This window comes from Paenibacillus ginsengihumi DSM 21568, from assembly GCF_000380965.1.
Classification (GTDB): Bacteria; Bacillota; Bacilli; order Paenibacillales; family NBRC-103111; genus Paenibacillus_G; species Paenibacillus_G ginsengihumi.
Map to the genome: position 1 here is coordinate 46,618 of NZ_KB905567.1, position 19,156 is coordinate 65,773.

At 54.9% G+C, this 19,156-nt stretch carries 18 protein-coding genes; all 18 read right to left on the reverse strand.

Going from position 1 to position 19,156, the window contains the following annotated elements; translation table 11 throughout:
• Positions 1–265 precede the first annotated feature (265 nt).
• Complete coding sequence (locus tag F591_RS0112140; RefSeq protein ID WP_019534873.1) at positions 266–1,504, reverse strand: argininosuccinate synthase; 1,239 nt, start codon at positions 1,502–1,504, stop codon at positions 266–268.
• Positions 1,505–1,561: 57 nt separating this feature from the next.
• Positions 1,562–2,515, reverse strand: a complete 954-nt coding sequence (argF, locus tag F591_RS0112145; RefSeq protein ID WP_019534874.1) for an ornithine carbamoyltransferase — start codon at positions 2,513–2,515, stop codon at positions 1,562–1,564.
• Positions 2,516–2,631: 116 nt separating this feature from the next.
• Complete coding sequence (locus tag F591_RS0112150; protein WP_019534875.1) at positions 2,632–3,822, reverse strand: acetylornithine transaminase; 1,191 nt, start codon at positions 3,820–3,822, stop codon at positions 2,632–2,634.
• A 13-nt stretch (positions 3,823–3,835) separates the two neighbouring features.
• Positions 3,836–4,645, reverse strand: coding sequence for an acetylglutamate kinase (argB, locus tag F591_RS0112155; protein WP_019534876.1), 810 nt, complete (start codon positions 4,643–4,645; stop codon positions 3,836–3,838).
• A gap of 88 nt (positions 4,646–4,733) precedes the next feature.
• Positions 4,734–5,966, reverse strand: a complete 1,233-nt coding sequence (argJ, locus tag F591_RS0112160; RefSeq protein WP_040741588.1) for a bifunctional glutamate N-acetyltransferase/amino-acid acetyltransferase ArgJ — start codon at positions 5,964–5,966, stop codon at positions 4,734–4,736.
• 33 nt (positions 5,967–5,999) lie between these two features.
• A complete protein-coding gene (gene argC, locus F591_RS0112165; RefSeq protein WP_019534878.1) occupies positions 6,000–7,049 on the reverse strand; it encodes an N-acetyl-gamma-glutamyl-phosphate reductase in 1,050 nt (349 codons plus the stop codon).
• 337 nt (positions 7,050–7,386) lie between these two features.
• Entirely contained in the window at positions 7,387–8,313 is a 927-nt protein-coding gene (locus F591_RS0112170) for a YitT family protein (protein ID WP_019534879.1), read from the reverse strand.
• A gap of 114 nt (positions 8,314–8,427) precedes the next feature.
• Positions 8,428–9,553 (reverse strand): peptide chain release factor 2 gene (prfB, locus tag F591_RS0112175; protein ID WP_156829539.1). Its coding sequence is split into 2 segments (ribosomal slippage): positions 8,428–9,480 and positions 9,482–9,553, totalling 1,125 coding nucleotides; the frame shifts between segments, so codons are not numbered across the junction.
• A 42-nt stretch (positions 9,554–9,595) separates the two neighbouring features.
• A complete protein-coding gene (secA, locus tag F591_RS0112180; protein ID WP_019534881.1) occupies positions 9,596–12,106 on the reverse strand; it encodes a preprotein translocase subunit SecA in 2,511 nt (836 codons plus the stop codon).
• Between the two features lie 172 nt (positions 12,107–12,278).
• Positions 12,279–12,827, reverse strand: a complete 549-nt coding sequence (gene hpf, locus F591_RS0112185) for a ribosome hibernation-promoting factor, HPF/YfiA family (protein WP_019534882.1) — start codon at positions 12,825–12,827, stop codon at positions 12,279–12,281.
• 247 nt (positions 12,828–13,074) lie between these two features.
• The gene (locus F591_RS0112190; protein ID WP_019534883.1) at positions 13,075–13,272 is read right to left on the reverse strand and encodes a cold shock domain-containing protein; all 198 of its coding nucleotides are present in this window, start codon (positions 13,270–13,272) and stop codon (positions 13,075–13,077) included.
• A gap of 313 nt (positions 13,273–13,585) precedes the next feature.
• Positions 13,586–13,930: a flagellar protein FliT gene (gene fliT / locus F591_RS0112195; protein WP_019534884.1), complete on the reverse strand. Its 345-nt coding sequence runs from the start codon at positions 13,928–13,930 to the stop codon at positions 13,586–13,588.
• Complete coding sequence (gene fliS / locus F591_RS0112200) at positions 13,914–14,306, reverse strand: flagellar export chaperone FliS (RefSeq protein ID WP_019534885.1); 393 nt, start codon at positions 14,304–14,306, stop codon at positions 13,914–13,916. Before fliS ends, fliT begins: the two co-directional genes overlap by 17 nt.
• Before the next feature lie 30 nt (positions 14,307–14,336).
• Complete coding sequence (fliD, locus tag F591_RS0112205; RefSeq protein WP_026326561.1) at positions 14,337–15,836, reverse strand: flagellar filament capping protein FliD; 1,500 nt, start codon at positions 15,834–15,836, stop codon at positions 14,337–14,339.
• 46 nt (positions 15,837–15,882) lie between these two features.
• Positions 15,883–16,290 carry a flagellar protein FlaG gene (locus F591_RS0112210; protein ID WP_019534887.1) on the reverse strand — a complete coding sequence of 136 codons (408 nt, stop codon included), beginning with the start codon at positions 16,288–16,290 and terminating at the stop codon, positions 15,883–15,885.
• A gap of 188 nt (positions 16,291–16,478) precedes the next feature.
• Positions 16,479–17,585 carry a DegT/DnrJ/EryC1/StrS family aminotransferase gene (locus F591_RS0112215; protein ID WP_019534888.1) on the reverse strand — a complete coding sequence of 369 codons (1,107 nt, stop codon included), beginning with the start codon at positions 17,583–17,585 and terminating at the stop codon, positions 16,479–16,481.
• Positions 17,586–17,611: 26 nt separating this feature from the next.
• Entirely contained in the window at positions 17,612–18,199 is a 588-nt protein-coding gene (locus F591_RS0112220) for an acyltransferase (RefSeq protein ID WP_019534889.1), read from the reverse strand.
• Positions 18,196–19,149 carry a Gfo/Idh/MocA family protein gene (locus F591_RS0112225; protein WP_019534890.1) on the reverse strand — a complete coding sequence of 318 codons (954 nt, stop codon included), beginning with the start codon at positions 19,147–19,149 and terminating at the stop codon, positions 18,196–18,198. The genes F591_RS0112220 and F591_RS0112225 overlap by 4 nt, the downstream gene beginning before the upstream one ends.
• Between the last annotated feature and the right edge of the window lie 7 nt (positions 19,150–19,156).

Genomic DNA, 19,156 nt, shown 5'->3' on the forward strand with positions numbered 1-19,156 from the left:
CAGTCCACGCATATGGGTTTCAATCCACGACGCACGTGGGTTTCAATCCACGCACCTGCGCAGAGAGCGAACCGGATTCCTTGGCTATGCCGCTGCTGCGCCTGGTTCTTACTCATCCTCGGTGAAAGGTCGTCAGGCGGCAGATAGATGACCATCGATCTCGCTGGTCCGTTACATTCGTCCTAACAGGCGAGAAGGGCTTCCCCGTGTAGGGAAACCCTGCCTTGGCCGAACGCCCCCCGTTCGGCATTCCTATACAGCAGCTTTATCGCTGCGCGTTCTGCTGCACGCCCGAGCCGACGCGCAGACGCAGCGCGTTCAGACGGATGAAGCCGGTCGCGTCCCCTTGATTGTACGCTTGCGTCGGATCGGCTTCCATCGTCGCAATGTCCGGGTTGTACAAGCTGACCGGGCTTTTGACGCCGGCGCCGATGACGTTGCCTTTGTAGAGCTTGAGGCGCACGGTGCCGGTTACGTTCTTCTGGCTCTCGGTGACAAGCGCCTGCAGCGCCAGACGCTCCGGCGCGAACCAGAAGCCGTTGTAGACCAGCGACGCGTAACGCGGAATGAGCGAATCGCGCAGATGCATCACTTCGCGGTCCATCGTGAGCGACTCCATCTTGCGGTGAGCGGTGAACAGAATGGTGCCGCCCGGCGTCTCGTATACGCCGCGGCTCTTCATGCCGACAAAGCGGTTCTCGACCATGTCGACACGGCCGATGCCGTGCTTGCCGCCGAGCTCGTTCAGCTTCTCCATTACCTGCAGCGGGGACATGCGGTCGCCGTTCACGCCGACGCACTCGCCCTTTTCGAACTCGAGCTCGACATATTCCGCTTGGTCCGGAGCGTCCTCCGGATCGACGCTGAGCACGTACATGTCTTTGTTGGACGGAGCGCTCGCATCGAACCACGGATCCTCGAGCATGCCGCTCTCGAAGCTGATATGCAGCAGGTTGCGGTCCATCGAGTACGGCTTGGCGGCCGACGCCTGCACCGGAATGCCGTGCTTCTCGGCGTAGGCGATCATCTCCGCGCGTCCCGGGAACTGCTCGCGGAATTCATCGAGCCGCCAAGGTGCAATCACGTTGATCTCCGGAGCGAGGGCGGCAGCCGTCAGCTCGAAGCGCACCTGGTCGTTGCCTTTGCCGGTCGCGCCGTGTGCGATCGCCGTAGCGCCTTCGGCCCGGGCGATGTCCACCATCCGCTTGGCGATCAGCGGGCGGGCGATGCTCGTTCCGAGCAGGTACTGTCCTTCATACAGCGCGCCGGCCTGGAACATCGGGAAGATAAAGTCGCGGGCGAATTCCTCGCGCAGGTCGTCGATGTAAATTTTGGAGGCGCCGGTCGCCAGTGCCTTTTCCTCCAGGCCGTTCAGCTCCTCCTTCTGGCCGATATCCGCCGTGAAAGCGATAATCTCGGCATCGTACGTTTCCTTGAGCCATTTTAGAATGATGGACGTATCGAGACCGCCCGAATACGCCAGGACGATTTTTTGCTTTGCCATTGGGTGTTCCTCTCCTTGTCTTCGAATCGCGCCGACCCGCCTCATGCCCGCTGAAGGCTACATGATGGCGGCCATGATCGCTTTCTGGGCGTGCAGCCGGTTCTCGGCCTGATCGAAAATAATCGAATTCGGTCCGTCGATGACGCCCTCGGACACTTCCTCGCCGCGGTGAGCCGGCAGGCAGTGCATGAACAAATAATCTTTCTTCGCGTAGCGGACGAGCTCCTCGTTCACCTGATAGCCAGCAAATGCGATCTCCCGCTCCCGCTGCTCGGCTTCCTGACCCATGCTGGCCCAGACGTCCGTGTATATGACATCCGCATCGGCGACCGCCTCTTTGACATCGTAACCGACATAGATCGTCGAGCCGTTCTGCTTGGCAGCCTCCGTGGACAATTGAATCACTTCGCTGTCCGGCTCGTAGCCCTTCGGCGTCGCCACGGCGAAATGAACTCCCAGCTTGGAAGCGCCCATCATCAATGAGTGTACCATATTGTTGCCGTCTCCGATAAACGCCACCTTCAGCCCTTCCAGACGGCCTTTTTTCTCCAAAATCGTCTGATAATCGGCCAGCGCCTGGCACGGATGGGAGAAATCGGTCAGACCGTTGATGACCGGCACCGTCGCTCCGCGGGCCAGCTCGATCACCGTCCGGTGCGCGAATGTGCGGATCATGATGCCGTCCAAGTAACGCGACAACGTCTGCGCCGTATCCCAGACCGTTTCGCCGCGGCCCAGTTGAATATCGTTTTTGCTCAAGAAGAGCGCGTGTCCGCCCAATTGGAACATGCCTACCTCGAAGGAAACGCGCGTACGCGTCGACGATTTCTCGAAAATCATCCCGAGCGTCTTGCCTTTGAGCGGCTGGTACGTCTCTCCTGCCTGCTGCTTCTTCTTCAGTTCGATGGCCAAATCGATCAAATATCGAATTTCTTCGGGAGTGTAGTCGACCAAACCGATAAAGTCGCGTCCTTTGAGCTGAAGCTCCATATCCTGCATCGTCTGCGCCATGAAACCGGCTCCTTTCAAATAAGGGAGGACGGCAAAAAGATCCTGCGCCGCGTTGTGCTCCGGCGCTGCCTCTGCCGTCTGTCCCCGTTCATCGATATTTCAGCTTTGCGAATATATTATACCGCGGTTGCGGCTTGCTGCGCCAGAACGGCGCAGATTGCTTCCAATCCCCGGTCGACGTCTTCCTTCGCAATCAGCAGGCTCGGTGCAAGCCGGATGACGTTCAGGCCTGCCGCTACGACAAGCACGCCCCGCTCCTGCAGCTGCCGGATCATCTCCGCAACCGGCTGCTTGCATTCGATGCCGAGCAGCAGGCCGAGCCCGCGCACCTGCGATACGAGCGGATTGTCTGCAAGGCGGCTGCGCAGCGATTCGACGATGTAATTGCCCAGCTCCGCCGCGCGCTCCGCCACCTTCTCCTCCAGCATAATCTCCAGCGTCGCTATGCCCGCCGCCGCGGACAAGTAATTGCCTCCGAACGTCGAGCCGTGACTCCCCGCCCCGAAGGCGGCGCGCAGCTTCTCCTTGCCGAGCATCGCGCCGATCGGAATGCCGCTGCCAAGCCCTTTGGCCAAGGTGAAGATGTCCGGCTCGATGCCGTAATGCTCGTAAGCGAACAGCTTGCCGGTCCGTCCCATGCCTGTCTGAATTTCGTCGACGATGAGGAGCAGGCCGTGCCGGTCGCACAGCTCTCTCGCTTTGGCAACGAATGCCGGATCGGCCGGATTGACGCCGCCCTCGCCTTGAACCATCTCCAGCATAATAGCGCATGTTTTCGGTCCGATCGCCTGCTCCAGCGCTTCCGCATCGTTGTACGGAGCATAGACGAAGCCTTCGGGCAGCGGCGCAAAGCCATCCTTCACTTTGTCCTGGCCCGTGGCCGTCAACGTAGCGAGCGTCCGCCCGTGGAACGACATGTGGAAGGTAATAATTTCATAACGTTCGGGTTGATTCAAGACCTGCTTATAATACCTGCGCGCCAGCTTGATGGCCGCTTCATTCGCTTCTGCGCCGCTGTTGCAGAAAAAGACGGCGTCCGCGCAGCTGTTGCGGACCAGCAGCTGCGCCAGCTTCTCCTGATCGGGGATGTGAAACAGGTTGCTCGTATGCCACAGCGTGTCGACCTGCTGCTTCAGCTTCTCGGCGACCCGCTTCGGCGCGTGGCCAAGATTAGTAACGGCCAGTCCGCACATCAGATCCAGATATTCCTTGCCGCTGTCGTCCCACAGCCGGCTGCCCTCCCCTTTCACAAAGCGAAGCGGATACCGCGCGTATGTCGGAAACAAAGCGTTGCCGGACTCTCCCATGCCATTCACTCCCTTATATGTTCGATGATGGTTCCTTGATAATCCGGGTGCCGATGCCGGCCCCCTTGATCGCCTTGCTCAGCACCCCCGGCTCCGCGCCGTCGACAATGACGACTTCGCGGACACGGCCCTGAATGCATTGGATCGCTGCGCGAACCTTCGGAATCATGCCTCCGTAAATTTCGCCGCTAGCGATCATCCGTTCGATATCGTTAACGGTCACGGAAGGCAGCACGGTCTTCCGGCCGTCCACCGTCTTCAAAATGCCCGGCACGTCGGTCACGACGATCATTCGTTCGACGCCGATCTGCGAGGCTACCGCTCCCGCCGCCGTATCGGCGTTAATGTTGTAGCGCTGAGAGCCGCCGGCGTCAATGCCCACCGGAGCAATGACCGGGATATAGCCCATATCGACGACGCCCTGCACCAGCTCGGCGTTCACGCGGGATACATCCCCTACGAGGCCGACCTCATGCGCATTGGCTACCGGCTCCGCTACGATCAGCCGGCCGTCGATGCCGGACAAGCCGATGGCCCGGGCGCCGCTCCGCTGAATTTTTCGGACGATCTCCTTGTTGATCTGCCCGGCCAGCACCATCTCTACCACATCCAGCACCGCTTCGTTCGTCTTTCGCAGCCCATTCACGAATTCCGTCTCGATGCCGAGCTTGGCGAGCGTGTCCGAGATAGCAGGCCCTCCCCCGTGAACGATCACCGGAATCGTTCCTTCATCCTGCAGCCGCTTCAGATCGTCGAAGAACGCATCCGGCAGCGCCGCCAGCGTGCTGCCGCCGCATTTCATCACAAAACATTGGCCATTCATCGTTCGCCCGCGTCCCCTTTGCCCCAATTTCTCACATTTCGACCGGATGGCGGCCGGCGGGCCTGTTGCCGCCTAACCGCCCTGTGTCTTACGTCCGGTAAGCCGCATTAATGCGCACATAATCATACGTCAGGTCGCATCCCCAGGCAGTGGCAGTCTCCTCGCCCATATGAAGGTCGATATGAATCTGCACGAAGTCGCCCTTCAAGTACGCCGCCGCCTGATCTTCGTCGAAGCGGACCGGCCGGGACTGCTGCAGCGTAACGATGTCGCCTAGCCGGATATCGACCGTCTCCGTTTGCACCGGATGACCCGCGCGGCCGACGGCGGCAATAATCCGCCCCCAGTTCGCATCGGCGCCGAAGCAGGCCGACTTGACCAAGCTCGAGCCGATCACCGTCTTGGCGATGGCCCTCGCCGCTTCGCGCGACGCCGCGCCGGCTACCGTCACCTCGATCAGCTTGGTGGCGCCTTCCCCGTCCCGGGCGATCGCCTTGGCCAAATATTCGGCCACATACGCGAACGCCGCGCGGAAGGAGCCCCAGTCCGCATGCTCGGGCGTCAGACGGCCGCTGCCGGCCAAGCCGCTGGCCATCGCGACGACCATATCGTTGGTGCTCGTATCGCCATCGACAGTGATCATATTGAACGTCGAGTCGGTTACTTCGTTCAGCAGCCCTTGCAGCACGGAGCTCTCGATATCGGCATCCGTCGTCATAAAGCCGAGCATCGTCGCCATGTTCGGGTGAATCATCCCCGAACCTTTGGCTGCGCCGGCGATATGTACGGGGCGGCCGTTCACATTCAGACGGACGCATACTTCCTTCTTGACCAGGTCTGTCGTCAAAATCGCCTGGCAGAAGTCATCCCCGCCTTCGCTGCTCACCTCGGCCGGCAGCCGCTCGATGCCGGAGAGCACCTTCTCCATCGGGAGCAGCTCGCCGATGACGCCCGTCGAGGTGACGCCGACATAATGCTCTGCTACTCCGAAAGCGCGCGCCGCCGCAGCCCGCATCGCCCGCGCGTCGTCCTCTCCCTGCTTTCCCGTGCAGGCGTTGGCGTTGCCGCTGTTAACTAGCATAACCTGCAGCTTGCCTTCCGCGCCGATGCTTTCCTTCGTCACGGCCAGCGGCGCTGCCTGGAATTGGTTCAGCGTATATACGCCCGCCGCCTGGGCCGGAACGTCGCAGACGATGACGCCGAGATCGTGCCGCTCCGTCTTTTTCAAGCCGCAGTGCAAGCCGCCGGCCCGAAATCCCGCTGGCGTCGTTACCGAACCGCCCTCCACTACTACATACCCTTCATTCCCCAAGGCCGTCATCGTCAACCTCACCCGTTCCTTCCGCTCGCATAATCAGGGATACACCGGGCTGAAGGCCAGCCCTGCCGCTTCATCCCAGCCCATCATCAGATTCAAATTTTGCACCGCTTGCCCGGCGGCGCCCTTAACCAGATTGTCGATGACCGAAATCACCGTCAGACGGCCGGTTCTCTCATCGAGAGAGAGACCGATGTCGCAATAGTTGGAGCCGTACACTTCCTTCGTCGCCGGATAGACGCCGCGCTCGCGAATCCGCACGAAGCGGCGTCCTTCATAGTACGAGCGGTAAGCGCCCCAAATCTCTTCCTCGCTGCGGGCTTCCTGCAGATTCATATACATCGTGCACAGGATGCCGCGCGTCATCGGCACCAGATGCGTGGTGAACGTCACGACCACATCCTGCCCCGCTACCCGGCTAAGCACCTGCTCGATTTCCGGCGTATGCTGGTGCTTGTTGACCTTGTAAGCCTTAAAGTTCTCGTTGATCTCCGCATAATGGCTCGTCAGGCTGAGTCCCCGTCCCGCACCGGATACACCCGATTTGGCATCGACGATGATCGATTTCGGATCGGCCCAGCCGCTCGCCAGCATCGGCACCAGGCCGAGCAGCGTTGCGGTCGGATAGCAGCCGGGGTTGGAGATAAAATCGCGTCCTCGCACTTCATCTCCGAATACCTCGGCGAGCCCGTATACGGCTTTATTCAAATAGGCGGCATCAGCCGGCTTATGCTTATACCATTGTTCGTATACCTCTCCGCTGCTTAACCGGAAATCGCCGGACAGATCGATCACCTTCAGACCGGCATCGAGCAGCTTCGGCGCCATCTCGGCGCTGACGCCGTGAGGCGTCGCCAAAAATACGACATCTGCCTTCTCCTTCAGCAGGCCGACATCGACCCCATCCAGGCGGTCCGTAACGATCTGATTCAAATGCGGAAAACCTGCGGCGATCGGCGCCCCTGCGCTGGATGAAGATACGACAGATGCAATCTCCACCTGCGGATGCGTCAGCAGAAGGCGGATCAACTCCACCCCGCCGTAGCCCGTTGAGCCGATAATGGCCGCTCTTATTTTCGTAGACATAGCCGTCCCTCCACATGAAACTATGCATTATTATACATCTGACGGTATATTAATTCAATGGATTTTTCCCCAGGCCGTCCTGGCCTGTCCGAATATTTCCGATATTCCCGCCGCCCGGGCGCTGCTTCGGAACCGGCCCCGCAGTCTGTCGCCGCGCTGTCTCAAGGGCCGCCGGCCAGCCGCCCGATTCACTGCTTCATCTTGATAAATGCCGTCGTCTTGAATGTACCTAAAACGCGGCTTGAATTCAATCTTTTTTTAGCCGGTCTCTGAGCTCCGGCGTTCATGCTGGCCCTCTCCCGGCACATGAGGCGACGAATCGGCGCGCGATGCGCTTTTATGCGGTTCCGTATCGCTTGAAGCCTTCGCCCAGCACCTCGTTCGTATCGCTCAGGATGACGAACGCTCCGGGATCGGTGCGCCGCACCAAGTCTTTTAACCGGCTGACTTCCGTTTGCCCTACGACGACCATCAGCACTGTCCGGTCTTCGCCGGTGAAGCCGCCGGTGGCGCGCAGCGACGTCAAGCCGCGGTCCAGCTCGTACAAAATGACCTCGCGAATCGCCTCGGCCCGATCCGATATAATAAAAGCCACCTTCGAATAGGCCATTCCGAGCTGGACGATATTGATCGTCTTGCTCGTGACGAACAACCCGATCAGCGCGAACAGCGCCTTCTCCGGCGAGAACACGAATGCCGCCGTCAAGATGACCATCCCGTCAAGCATGGCGACGCATAAGCCAAGGCTGATTCCCGTGTATTTATGGACGATTTGCGCGGCCAAGTCCAGTCCGCCGGTCGATCCTCTCCCGCGAAAAACGAGGCCGAGCCCGAGGCCGATCAGCATTCCCCCGTAAATACTCGCCAGCAGCAAGTTGTCCGTCAATGGCGGCAGTCCGCGCGTGAACCATACGAACAGCGGCAATACGATCGAGCCGATCAGCGTCTTGATGCCGAAATGTTTGCCAAGCAGCCACGTTCCGGCGATAAACAGCGGTATATTCAGCGCCCATTGGGTAACGGCCGGTTCAATCCCCAGCAGCTGCCGGACAATAATGCTGATGCCGGACACGCCTCCGGACGCCACCTCGTTCGGGTTGAGGAATATATTGAAGCTGATCGCCACAAGCAGCGAACCGAGCAGAAGCAGTCCATACTCGATTGCCGCATTACTCCCTGCCTTTCTCCCGCTTCCTCTGGCAGTCGTCCCGCGCCTTGCCGCCGCCTTGCCTCGTCGCTTGCCGAGCGCCGCTTCCTTCATCATCCATCCGCCTCTCCCACAAAAAAATCCTACACTTGCCGGGTCCGTACAACACCGTCAAATGTAGGATGAGCTTAGCGCCTTGAAATTATTTGGGCGGCGACGCGAGCGGACGAATCAGGCTTCCTTGTTCTGCGCAGGTTTGGCTACCTGGGCTCTCAAATAGGCATCGATAAACATATCCAGATCTCCGTCCATCACAGCGCTGATGTTGCCCGTCTCGGCGTTCGTGCGATGATCCTTCACCATGCTGTATGGATGGAAGACGTAAGAGCGAATCTGGTTCCCCCAAGCGATATCGGATACTTCGCCGCGGATTTCGGCCAGATGCTTCTGCTGTTCCTCGATCTTCCTCTCGTAGAGCTTGGAGCGGAGCATCTTCATCGCACGCTCCCGGTTTTTGATCTGGGAACGCTCCGTCTGACAGCTGACGACGACGCCGGTCGGAATGTGGGTAATCCGCACGGCCGAATCGGTCGTATTGATGTGCTGGCCGCCGGCGCCGCTGGAACGGTAAGTATCGATCTTCAGATCCTCGGTGCGGATCTCGATCTCCACATCGTCGTCAATCTCCGGCATGACGTCGCACGAGACGAACGACGTATGTCTGCGGCCCGAGGCGTCGAACGGGGAGATGCGCACCAAGCGGTGCACGCCCTTCTCCGCCTTCAAATAACCGTAAGCGTTGTAGCCTTTGATCGAGAGGGTAACGCTCTTGACTCCGGCTTCGTCGCCCGGCAAGTAGTCGAGCACCTCGACTTTATAATCATGCTGCTCTGCCCAGCGGCGGTACATGCGCAGCAGCATTTCGGCCCAGTCCTGGGACTCGGTGCCGCCAGCGCCCGGGTGCAGCTCCAGAATGGCGTTGAGCCGGTCGTACGGCTGGTTGAGCAGCAGCTGCAGCTCGAAGGATTCGAGCTTCGAGACGAGCGCTTTGATGCCGCCTGCGATCTCGCCGGACATGCTCTCATCCTGCTCCTCCTGCATGAGCTCGACCATCACCTCGAGATCGTCGTACTCCGATTGCAGACTTTGGAATTGGTCGACGACGCTCTTGACCGCATTGGCTTCGGCAATCACCTTCTGGGCCCGTTCATTGTCGTCCCAGAAATCGGGAGCCGCCATTTTCTCGTCGAAATCCGCAATCTGCTCCAGCTTCAGATCTAAGTCAAAGAGACCCCCTAAGCTCAGCCAAACGCTTGGCCGTTTCTTGCAAATCGCGCTTTACTTCTGGATCCAACATGTCTTATACACCTCGTCGATATATTTTCAGATTGAACAATTATTACCCTTGACCGCCGTGGCATAGCTTATACTTCTTGCCGCTGCCGCACGGGCACAGATCGTTGCGGCCGATCTGCTCCTTGGCTTGCACCGGCCGCTTCGGCGCCGGTTCGCCGTTGGTGGTAATCGCCTGATTATCCGTTACCGATTCGCGAACGAGATTGGTTTCCACATGCGCCCTCATGACATAAGTGGCCACTTCTTCCTGGATGCTCTGAACCATCTCCTGGAACATCTCATAGCCCTCGAACTGATATTCGCGAAGCGGATCGGTACCGCCGTATGCGCGAAGGTGAATGCCTTGGCGAAGCTGATCCATCGCATCGATATGATCCATCCATTTGGAATCGACGGCCCGCAGCAGCACGACCTTCTCGAATTCCCGCATGAACGGCTCGCCAATCTGCTTCTCGCGCTCTTCGTACAGGTTCCGGACCAGATCCTGGAGATAATTGATGATCTCGTCCTTTTCCTTGCGCTCGATCTCTTCGACAGTCAATTGGCCGTCGCGCAGGAACGTGCGGTTGGCGTAATCGACGATCGCCTGCAAATCCCATTCTTCCGGTACGAGATCGTCCGGACAGTGAGCCGTCACAATCCGTTCCACAACCGGCAAAATCATGCCAAGCACGATATCGCGGATGTTCTCCGACTCGATAACCTCTTTGCGCTGCTTGTAAATGATCTCCCGCTGCTGGTTCATCACGTCGTCGTACTGCAGGACGATCTTCCGCACGTCAAAGTTGTTGCCTTCCACCCGCTTCTGGGCCGATTCGATCGCTTTGGTAATGAGCTTGCTCTCGATCTCCTGATCCTCTTCGAAGCCGAGACGGTCCATCATGCCCATGATGTTCTCGGCCCCGAAACGGCGCATCAATTCGTCCTCAAGGGAAAGATAGAATTGCGACGAGCCCGGGTCCCCTTGCCGGCCGGCACGGCCGCGCAGCTGGTTATCGATCCGGCGGCTCTCATGCCGCTCCGTACCTATAATATGCAGCCCGCCGAGTTCCGCGACCCCTTCGCCCAGCATAATGTCCGTACCGCGTCCGGCCATGTTGGTCGCGATCGTCACCGCTCCGCGCTGCCCCGCGCGGGATATAATCTCCGCTTCTTCGGCGTGATACTTCGCGTTCAATACCTTGTGCGGAATGCCTTTCTTCTTCAGCATATCGGACAGGCGTTCGGAGTTCTCGATCGATACCGTACCGACGAGCACCGGCTGACCCTTCTTATGCCGCTCGACGATCTCGTTTACGACCGCGCGGAATTTGCTGCCGATCGATTTGTATACGACATCGGGCAAATCTTGCCGGATCATCGGTTTGTTCGTCGGAACGACGATGACGTCCAGGCCGTAGATTTTCTTGAACTCCTCCTCTTCCGTCTTGGCTGTGCCGGTCATGCCGGCCAGTTTGCGGTACATCCGGAAGTAGTTCTGCAGCGTAATCGTTGCCAGCGTCATCGATTCGTTCTGCACCTGCAGCTTTTCCTTCGCTTCGATCGCCTGATGCAGTCCTTCGCTGTAGCGGCGGCCGACCATCAGCCGTCCCGTGAACTCGTCGACGATGAGAATTTCGCCGTCCTGCACGACGTAGTCCACATCCCGCTTCATAATGGCGTGCGCCTTCAGCGCCTGCTGAATATGGTGGTTCAGCGTCACGTTCTCGTGATCGAACAGGTTCTCGATATGGAATGCGGCTTCCGCCTTCGCGACGCCGGCTTCGGTCAGCGCCACCGACCGCATCTTCACGTCGATGGTGTAATCCTCTTCTTCCTTCAGACGGCTCACAAAATGATCCGCAACCTTATACAGCTCGGTCGATTTGGTGGCTTGTCCGGAAATAATAAGCGGCGTCCTCGCTTCGTCGATCAAGATGGAGTCCACCTCGTCGATTACGGCAAAATGTAGCGGACGCTGCACCATTTGCTCTTTATACACGACCATATTGTCGCGCAAATAGTCAAAGCCGAATTCATTGTTCGTTCCGTACGTAATGTCGGCGCGGTAGGCTTCCTGCTTCGCTTCGTGCGACATTTGCGCCAGGTTGACGCCGACGGTCATGCCGAGAAACTCGTATATTTTGCCCATCTCCGCGCTATCGCGCTGCGCCAAGTAATCGTTGACCGTGACTACGTGCACGCCCTTGCCCGCCAGCGCGTTCAAATAAACCGGAAGCGTGCCGACCAGCGTCTTCCCTTCCCCTGTGCGCATCTCCGCGATCCGGCCTTCGTGCAGTACCATGCCGCCGATCAGCTGGACGTCATAATGGCGTTTGCCCAGCACGCGCTTGCTCGCTTCCCGCACAACGGCGAATGCTTCCGGAAGCAGGTCGTCCAGATCCTCGCCTTTCTCGAGACGTTCGCGGAACTCGACCGTTTTATGACGAAGCGCTTGATCGGACAATTTCTCGATGTCCGGCTCAAGCGAATTAATATGTTCTACCGCTTTCCACATGCGCTTAAGCTCACGCTCATTCGAATCGCCAAAAATCTTTTTAACGAGACCTAGCATACCCGCTAATCCCCTTTCTACCTGTTCGAACGAAATACCTTAGCCTAAATTGTAACAGTTTGCGACAATGACCGCAACAAACGACTGCATTTCCCTGACATGCCAAAAAAGAGCTTGCCGGACAGGCAAGCTCTCGCTTTTGTACCATATTAATAAGACATTCTGCAGGGCTTTAGGAAGTCGGCTCGATCAAGCCGTATTTTCCGTCATTGCGCTTGTAAACGACGTTCACTTGGGAGGTATCTGAATTGGCGAATACGAAGAAATTATGTCCGATCATATTCATCTGCAGAATCGCTTCCTCCACGTCCATCGGCTTCAGATCGAAGCTCTTCGTCCGTACGAGCTCGAAATCCTCCTCCTGCTCCAATGCCGCGGCGGCCCCGTTGTCCATCCGGAACAGGTCCTTCAGCCCGCCCTTCTGACGAAGCTTGCGGTTGGCGCGCGTCTTATGCTTGCGGATTTGGCGTTCCAGCTTATCGACGACCAGATCGATGGATGCGTACATGTCGGTATGTCTTTCTTCGGCCCTCAGCATCAGGCCCTGCATCGGGATCGTGACCTCGACGGTTTGCATGCCCTTAATGACGCTCAAGGTGACATACACTTCGGAAGTAAGGGGAGCCTCAAAGTACCTTTCCAGCCTGCCTAATTTTTTCTCCGCATAATCTTTCAGAGCTGCAGTCAGTTGGATGTTCTGTCCTCTAATGTTGAATTTCATTCAGTACTCCTCCCTTCTTGACTACATTATACTATATTCGGGATGCCCCTTAAAGAATCCTTCAAACAATTGACGGAAAATTCAAAAATTTTTTACACATTTTTTACACATCTATAGAAGAGATCGGCCGCCTTGTCCTGCCAATAAAAAGACACCCCGGAGCATGCTCCCAGGGTGTCGTCGTTTGCTGATTCATGGAACCGAACGATAACCATCTATTCTTCCAAGGCTGCAGACAGCCGGACGATTAGAGCTTCGTTACGTTTGCTGCTTGCGGACCGCGAGCGCCTTCCACGATATCGAATTCTACCGCTTGGCCTTCTTCCAGCGTCTTGAAGCCTTCAGCCTGGATCGCGGAGAAATGTACGAATACGTCGCCGCCGTCTTCGCGCTCGATAAAGCCATACCCTTTTTCAGCATTGAACCATTTTACTTTACCTTGCATGCAAAATACATTCCCTTCGTTATCAAGTAACTGTGAGTCTTGCCCCCCACATTTTGACTATACCACTCAGCCTAACCCAATGTCAACGAAAGTCAGCGTTGTTCGCAAAATATTTCGAAAATTCGATTATTAACAATCGTTTAAAATAATATGCACAACGGCTTGTCCTTGTTACATCGGGTTTTTTCGACAATTTCCTCAAAGTTATCAACAAAGTTATCCACATTGTCCACAAGGGAAGTGGATAACCGTTTAGGGCGAGTTCTCTCGTTCACGGGTAAAGAAAAAGCCCCCTCGCAGAAGGGGACTTGGATCATTTACGTTTGTCCACAAAGGCGCTGTCCATGGCATAGCTCATTTCATATCCGTTCCGTTGAATACGGCTGGCCGCCACCTTATTCATTCCGCTTTGGGCTTCCTGCCGCAATTCCTCGCACCTGGCCTGAATGATGCGGTCGTATTGTAAAATGCGCTCCATCGATAAGCGATAAGGCCGGCGTTCTTCGGTTGTCGCCGGATGCTGCACCCATGCCTCGACCCACTGCTGCCTGTCCGCAATGAACGCTTCGACGTCTTCGGCCGTTGCTTCCGGGAGCCTCGCGACGAAGCTCTCCGTCAACGCTCCGAGTTCGCGAGCGATCTTATCCAAGCTTTGCATGCGATTCACTGCCTGTCCGCGCCGCCTGAATCCACGTTTCCTTCAATTGCAGCAAATAACCGAGCACTTCCTCGGCAGACTCCGCCTTCTTCTGGACGTTCGCCTCGATTAAGCGGAAGTTAAAGTACTCGTACAGGCGCAGCAAATTTTCGGCTATGGCCGAATTTTTATCCAATGTGATCACGAATTCGCTGATGATTTCCTGAACGCGGGTCAAGCTCTTGTTGGCTTCTTCATAATTTTTCTGCTTGATCGCTTCAATTCCTTGCCGGCAAAAACGGATCGCTCCGTCATAAAGCATGATCAGCAGCTGGGCCGGAGTTGCCGTCTGGACCGTTGTTTCCAAGTACTTGTTTCGCTGTTGGCTCGTAATCATCGTCATCCTCCCCTGGAATCCGTCCATCGATTATTGGCCATTGCCGCCAAATGCGCTTAACAGCTGTGCCGATTGCGCGTTCAAACGCTGGATTGCTTGCTCCATCGCTGTAAATTGGCGATAGTAGCGCTGTTCAAGCTGCTGGACGCGGCGGTTGCCGGCATCGATGCGCTCGGCAAGGCTTCTCATTTGTTTGCCCATCAAGCTATCGTCATGCAGCGTGGCGACCGTACCTACTTTTTGGGTGATGCTTTTCATCGTCTGCTCCAAAGAAGCGTACAACCGTTCGCCAATCCCTACATCGGAATCATCGTCATCGCCGTTTCCGTTGGCTGTGAACAAATCTACGATGGCTTGAGGGTCTTCCTCGATCGCTTTTCTAAGCTTTGCTTCATCTTTAAGGTAGAGCTTGCCGTTCTCGGTATATTCCCCCGTTTCAATGCCGATGGCGCTAATCGTATTGTATTTGGAGCCGTTATCGACCGGGGAGATCATGGCAAGACGCATGTCCGATATTAACTGAGATAACATCGTATCGTTCTTGAGCAGTCCGCTCTTGGCTTTTTCTTCCCACAGCTCGATTTCTTTGTCGGACATTTCCTTTCTCTGCTCTTCTGTGAGCGGCGGGAAATCCCGGAATCGCTTCTCGCTCACTTTATCCTGGAGCGTTTTCAGCATCTCATTGTAGTCATTGATGAACGCTTTGATCGATTCGACAATTTTATCCGTATCCGTTTTGGTCGTAAGCGTTGTAGCAATGTAATCATTATTATCAGCGGTTTTGGGACTTACTTGATTCAAAGTCACTTCGATGCCGTTCACGGTAAATGTATTGCTTGTGCGGGTCGTCTCCACTCCGTTGATCTCCAGTTGGGCATCCTCTGCTTTTTGCTCCTGCTTTCCCGCTTCGATCTTGAGAACATCTGCAAACAGAGTGCCGGAGAACGTGATGGTGTCGCCCGTTCGTTTACCGCTGCCATCCGGGTTCCCGTTAACTTTGCCGGTTTCCTTGGAGGTAAGCGCCACTTTTTGTGCTACTTCATCATAGAAAGCCGTCACATTCGTTTCTTTAGTGATTTTCGCCAAAACATCCTTCAACGTGTCCTCTGCGTTAACTTGAACCTTGTAACCGTTAATGGTAATCTCCTCGGTGACATTGATCTTGTCTCCCGGCTTGACCGTCATCACCGTATCGCTCTGAATGCTGGCCGCCTTAGCCAAGCTCTTCACCTTAATGCTCATCGTCCCCGGAACCGCGTCGCCCTTGGCTCTTGCGCTCACCGCATCGGCGTATCCGCGCAGTTCGACTTTTTTGGCCCCTAAATTGCTTTCGAGTTTAAAATTAAACACCTTATTGTTACGAAAATCGTACAGCTTCGTATTCATGTCCAGCAATGCTTGCCGCTGCCACTCGACTGTCTTCCGCTGCTGCCATATTTTGTCCACAGGGGCTTTGGCTGCCTGAACCATTTTTTGGATAAGGGCATCTGTATCGATCCCCGACACCAATCCTGAAACTCGTTGTACCATAAGGCACCTCCAACCATATCTTTTTCATTTGCGGAGCAGCTCTATATCACCGACGCTCATCGACAAGAATTCCCGCCATATCCCAGATTTTGGCTACCAAATCGAGATTTTTTTCCGGGGGAATTTCCCTGATCACATCACCGGATTCCTTATCCAGCACTTTCACCATGATTTGTTTGGTCTTCTCATGGACCGAAAACTCCAAGGAAGTATACGGCCCCTGGATTGCTTTAATGGCTCGCTCGATGGCCTTCACAAGCTGCTCGTCACTGATCGAAAAGTGTTCTCCCTGCAATTCCGCCCGCCGCAATTGATGCTCGTTATTAATGGTGGGAGGAATCAGCGTAACCGATTGCTGAAATTCCTTCGCGAGTGCTTTGCTCCTGGTGCTGGTCTCCACCTGCGAGCTCCATTCCCCCCCTCCCCCGTTGACATTAGGCCCATTTGTGTTCATGCCAACCCCTCCATCTGACATGGTATCTAAGTCTAATATCGGTCTATAGAACAAGAAGCATTAGCTTTTTTGAGCATTTTTGCAGATGCTTTCTACATCATCTAGAAAAGAAGACATCCCTAAAATCAAGGAGATGTCTTCCGGATCGAAACGGGTGACGATACATCGCTTTGGCAAACCGTGTATTTTTATTTGGAAAAAAAGGAATGAATACGATGGGCAATCTTGCTTTGTTGCTCTCTGGTTATAAACGGCCATATCGGCAAGCTCAATACTTCATGGGATGCCTGCTCGGAATGCGGCATGGAGATCTGCAAATCTCCAAAGACCGGAAGTTGATGCAATGGGCGCGGGTAGTAAACCATTGTGCCTATTCCTTCCTGGGCCAAATACTCCTTTAATTCATCTCTCTTCCCTTGCAAGACGCGGATCGTATATTGATGGTAGACATGTTTAATATGCTCTTTCTCGACAGGCAGAACAATGCCTTGGATTCCAGCCAGCAGCTGATGATAGGTATGCGCGGCAGTTCTCCTCTGTTGATTCCATTCTTCAATATATGGCAGCTTTACTCGCAAAATGGCCGCTTGAATCTCATCCAGGCGAGAATTATAGCCAAACTGTTCATTGCAATATTTCTTTCTTGAGCCATGAGCACGAAGCATGGCCGCCGCCCCTGCTATCTCATCATGATTGGTCGCAATTAATCCGCCGTCCCCATATGCGCCAAGATTTTTGGTCGGAAAAAAAGAAAAGCAACCCGCATCCCCTATTGTCCCGAGCTTCCTATGCTTAAATTCTCCTCCAAACGCTTGCGCCACATCCTCGATGATCTTTAAGCCGTACCGATCAGCTATAGTTTGCAGCTCGTCCATTGCAACCGAATGGCCATATAAATGAACAGGCAGCACAGCCTTGGTTCTCGGGGTAATCGCTGCTTCAATGTTGCTAGCATCTATCGCGTATGTATCTTCTTCAATATCGACAAAAACAGGGCTTGCGCCAACTTGATGAATTGCTTCTGCAGTTGCAAAAAAAGTGAACGGCGTCGTAATAACCTCATCCCCCGCTCCGATTCCGGCAGCGCGCAAAGCGATCACTAATGCATCCGTACCAGAGTTCACGGCAATCGCATGCTTCACTCCTAGGTACGCCGCGGCTTCTTTTTCAAAATGGCGTACATTTTCGCCCATGATAAATTGACCCGAACGAAGCACTTGCTGAATCGCGTCCATAAGATGGCCATTTAATTGGTCAACCTCTGAAGCTGTTTCAAAAACGGGGATCTTCTCCATTGCTAGTTACACCCTTTTTTTCGTAATTATTCGATAATGGCGGCCTTGTTATCACTGTTCAAAGCATATTTTCTTCCGCAATCTTGGCAAGTCGCTTTATCTTCTTGAAAGTGAAGCGTTATCCCGCACTGACATACCCAGCCTTTATGTCTCGCTGGAACCCCCGCAACCAGCGCGTAGGCGGGAATATCCTTCGTCACTACCGCACCGGCTGCGACAAATGCCCATTCTCCGATCGTAACCCCGCACACAATCGTGGCATTCGCCCCGATGGACGCCCCTTTCTTAACCACCGTGGTTTTATAATCTTTGCTTGTATTGCGAGGGAATGCGGAGCGAGGCGTTTTTACATTCGTAAACACCATGCTTGGGCCGCAAAATACGTAATCCTCCAGCACAATCCCCTCATAAAGCGACACATTATTTTGCACTTTGACGTGGTTGCCGACCTTTACATTATTGGCTATAAAAACGTTTTGTCCAATGTTACAATGAGACCCGATATCCGCGCCGCTCATGATATGACTGAAATGCCATATTTTCGTTCCCGATCCAACCTGAGCGCCTGGATCGATATAAGAAGATGGATGTACAAAGTATTCCTGCTCTGTCATGATAAGTCCCCTTCGAGCATTTTTGAGGCTTGTTCGAGTATTTTAACAACCGCTAACCCATTATGCCCGTCGGAAAGCGGCTGGGTCCGCTCGTGGACACATTCAATAAAGTGCATGCATTCTAGGGTCAGCGGTTTTTCATCACTTTGAAAAACTACCTCGGCGCCGTCATCGTAGGAGGATAGATCTTTTCTTACCCCTTTTCGGTACAGCGTCAAGGTTTGTCCTTCCTCATCAAACACCAGCATTCCTTCCGTTCCTGTTACAATAAGCCTCCGGCGTATTTCAGGCCAAAACCACGATGTATGTAAGTGAGCTTGTACATTATGATTAAATTGCAAATGAAGATAAATATCGTCTACAATATGGGGTTGGATAACGTTTTGTCCGCTGATTCGAATATCGATGGGAGCTTGCTCGCCAGTCAAATATAAGAATACTGCAAGATCATGTACGCCAAAGCTCCACAGCACATTCTCAAAAGACCGCACGCGCCCCAGCTTTAGTCGTTCTTGATGCAACCCCTGAAGCTGGCCGATCGTGCCGCTGACCAGAAGTTCTTTTATTTTTTGAATAGCCGGCTGGTACAGCAATAAATGGCCTGTCATCAATATGCGATCATGGTTTCCAGCAAGCTGGACTAATTGTTCCGATTCCCGAACAGACAATGTCAGCGGCTTCTCCACAAAAACATCTTTTCCGGCCTCTAAAGCTGCTTTCGCTATTTCAAAATGTGTTTGCGCGGGAGTGGCTATGGCTAATGCTTTGACATCGCTTCTTAGCGCATCATGATAATCGGCGTACACCGGGATCGAGGGATATGCTTCGACCATTTGCTTTCTGAGGTTGGAATCTGTTTCAACCACGCCGGCCAAGGCATTAAGTTCTGCGAAGGTTCGAACCAAATTTTGCCCCCAATGTCCAGCCCCGACAACAATGACCTCGCTCATCAATGCA

Excerpts from the sequence above, each read along its gene's own strand:
- fliS (WP_019534885.1), bottom strand. The coding sequence starts at position 14,306 with ATGATTACGAGCCAACAGCGAAACAAGTACTTGGAAACAACGGTCCAG.
- argB (WP_019534876.1), bottom strand. The coding sequence starts at position 4,645 with ATGAATGGCCAATGTTTTGTGATGAAATGCGGCGGCAGCACGCTGGCG.
- F591_RS0112140 (WP_019534873.1), bottom strand. The coding sequence starts at position 1,504 with ATGGCAAAGCAAAAAATCGTCCTGGCGTATTCGGGCGGTCTCGATACG.
- F591_RS0112215 (WP_019534888.1), bottom strand. The coding sequence starts at position 17,585 with ATGGAGAAGATCCCCGTTTTTGAAACAGCTTCAGAGGTTGACCAATTA.
- F591_RS0112225 (WP_019534890.1), bottom strand. The coding sequence starts at position 19,149 with ATGAGCGAGGTCATTGTTGTCGGGGCTGGACATTGGGGGCAAAATTTG.
- F591_RS0112190 (WP_019534883.1), bottom strand. The coding sequence starts at position 13,272 with ATGCAAGGTAAAGTAAAATGGTTCAATGCTGAAAAAGGGTATGGCTTT.
- F591_RS0112220 (WP_019534889.1), bottom strand. The coding sequence starts at position 18,199 with ATGACAGAGCAGGAATACTTTGTACATCCATCTTCTTATATCGATCCA.
- F591_RS0112170 (WP_019534879.1), bottom strand. The coding sequence starts at position 8,313 with ATGATGAAGGAAGCGGCGCTCGGCAAGCGACGAGGCAAGGCGGCGGCA.
- argC (WP_019534878.1), bottom strand. The coding sequence starts at position 7,049 with ATGTCTACGAAAATAAGAGCGGCCATTATCGGCTCAACGGGCTACGGC.
- F591_RS0112210 (WP_019534887.1), bottom strand. The coding sequence starts at position 16,290 with ATGAACACAAATGGGCCTAATGTCAACGGGGGAGGGGGGGAATGGAGC.
- secA (WP_019534881.1), bottom strand. The coding sequence starts at position 12,106 with ATGCTAGGTCTCGTTAAAAAGATTTTTGGCGATTCGAATGAGCGTGAG.
- fliT (WP_019534884.1), bottom strand. The coding sequence starts at position 13,930 with ATGCAAAGCTTGGATAAGATCGCTCGCGAACTCGGAGCGTTGACGGAG.
- argF (WP_019534874.1), bottom strand. The coding sequence starts at position 2,515 with ATGGCGCAGACGATGCAGGATATGGAGCTTCAGCTCAAAGGACGCGAC.
- argJ (WP_040741588.1), bottom strand. The coding sequence starts at position 5,966 with ATGACGGCCTTGGGGAATGAAGGGTATGTAGTAGTGGAGGGCGGTTCG.
- hpf (WP_019534882.1), bottom strand. The coding sequence starts at position 12,827 with ATGAAATTCAACATTAGAGGACAGAACATCCAACTGACTGCAGCTCTG.
- fliD (WP_026326561.1), bottom strand. The coding sequence starts at position 15,836 with ATGGTACAACGAGTTTCAGGATTGGTGTCGGGGATCGATACAGATGCC.
- F591_RS0112150 (WP_019534875.1), bottom strand. The coding sequence starts at position 3,822 with ATGGGAGAGTCCGGCAACGCTTTGTTTCCGACATACGCGCGGTATCCG.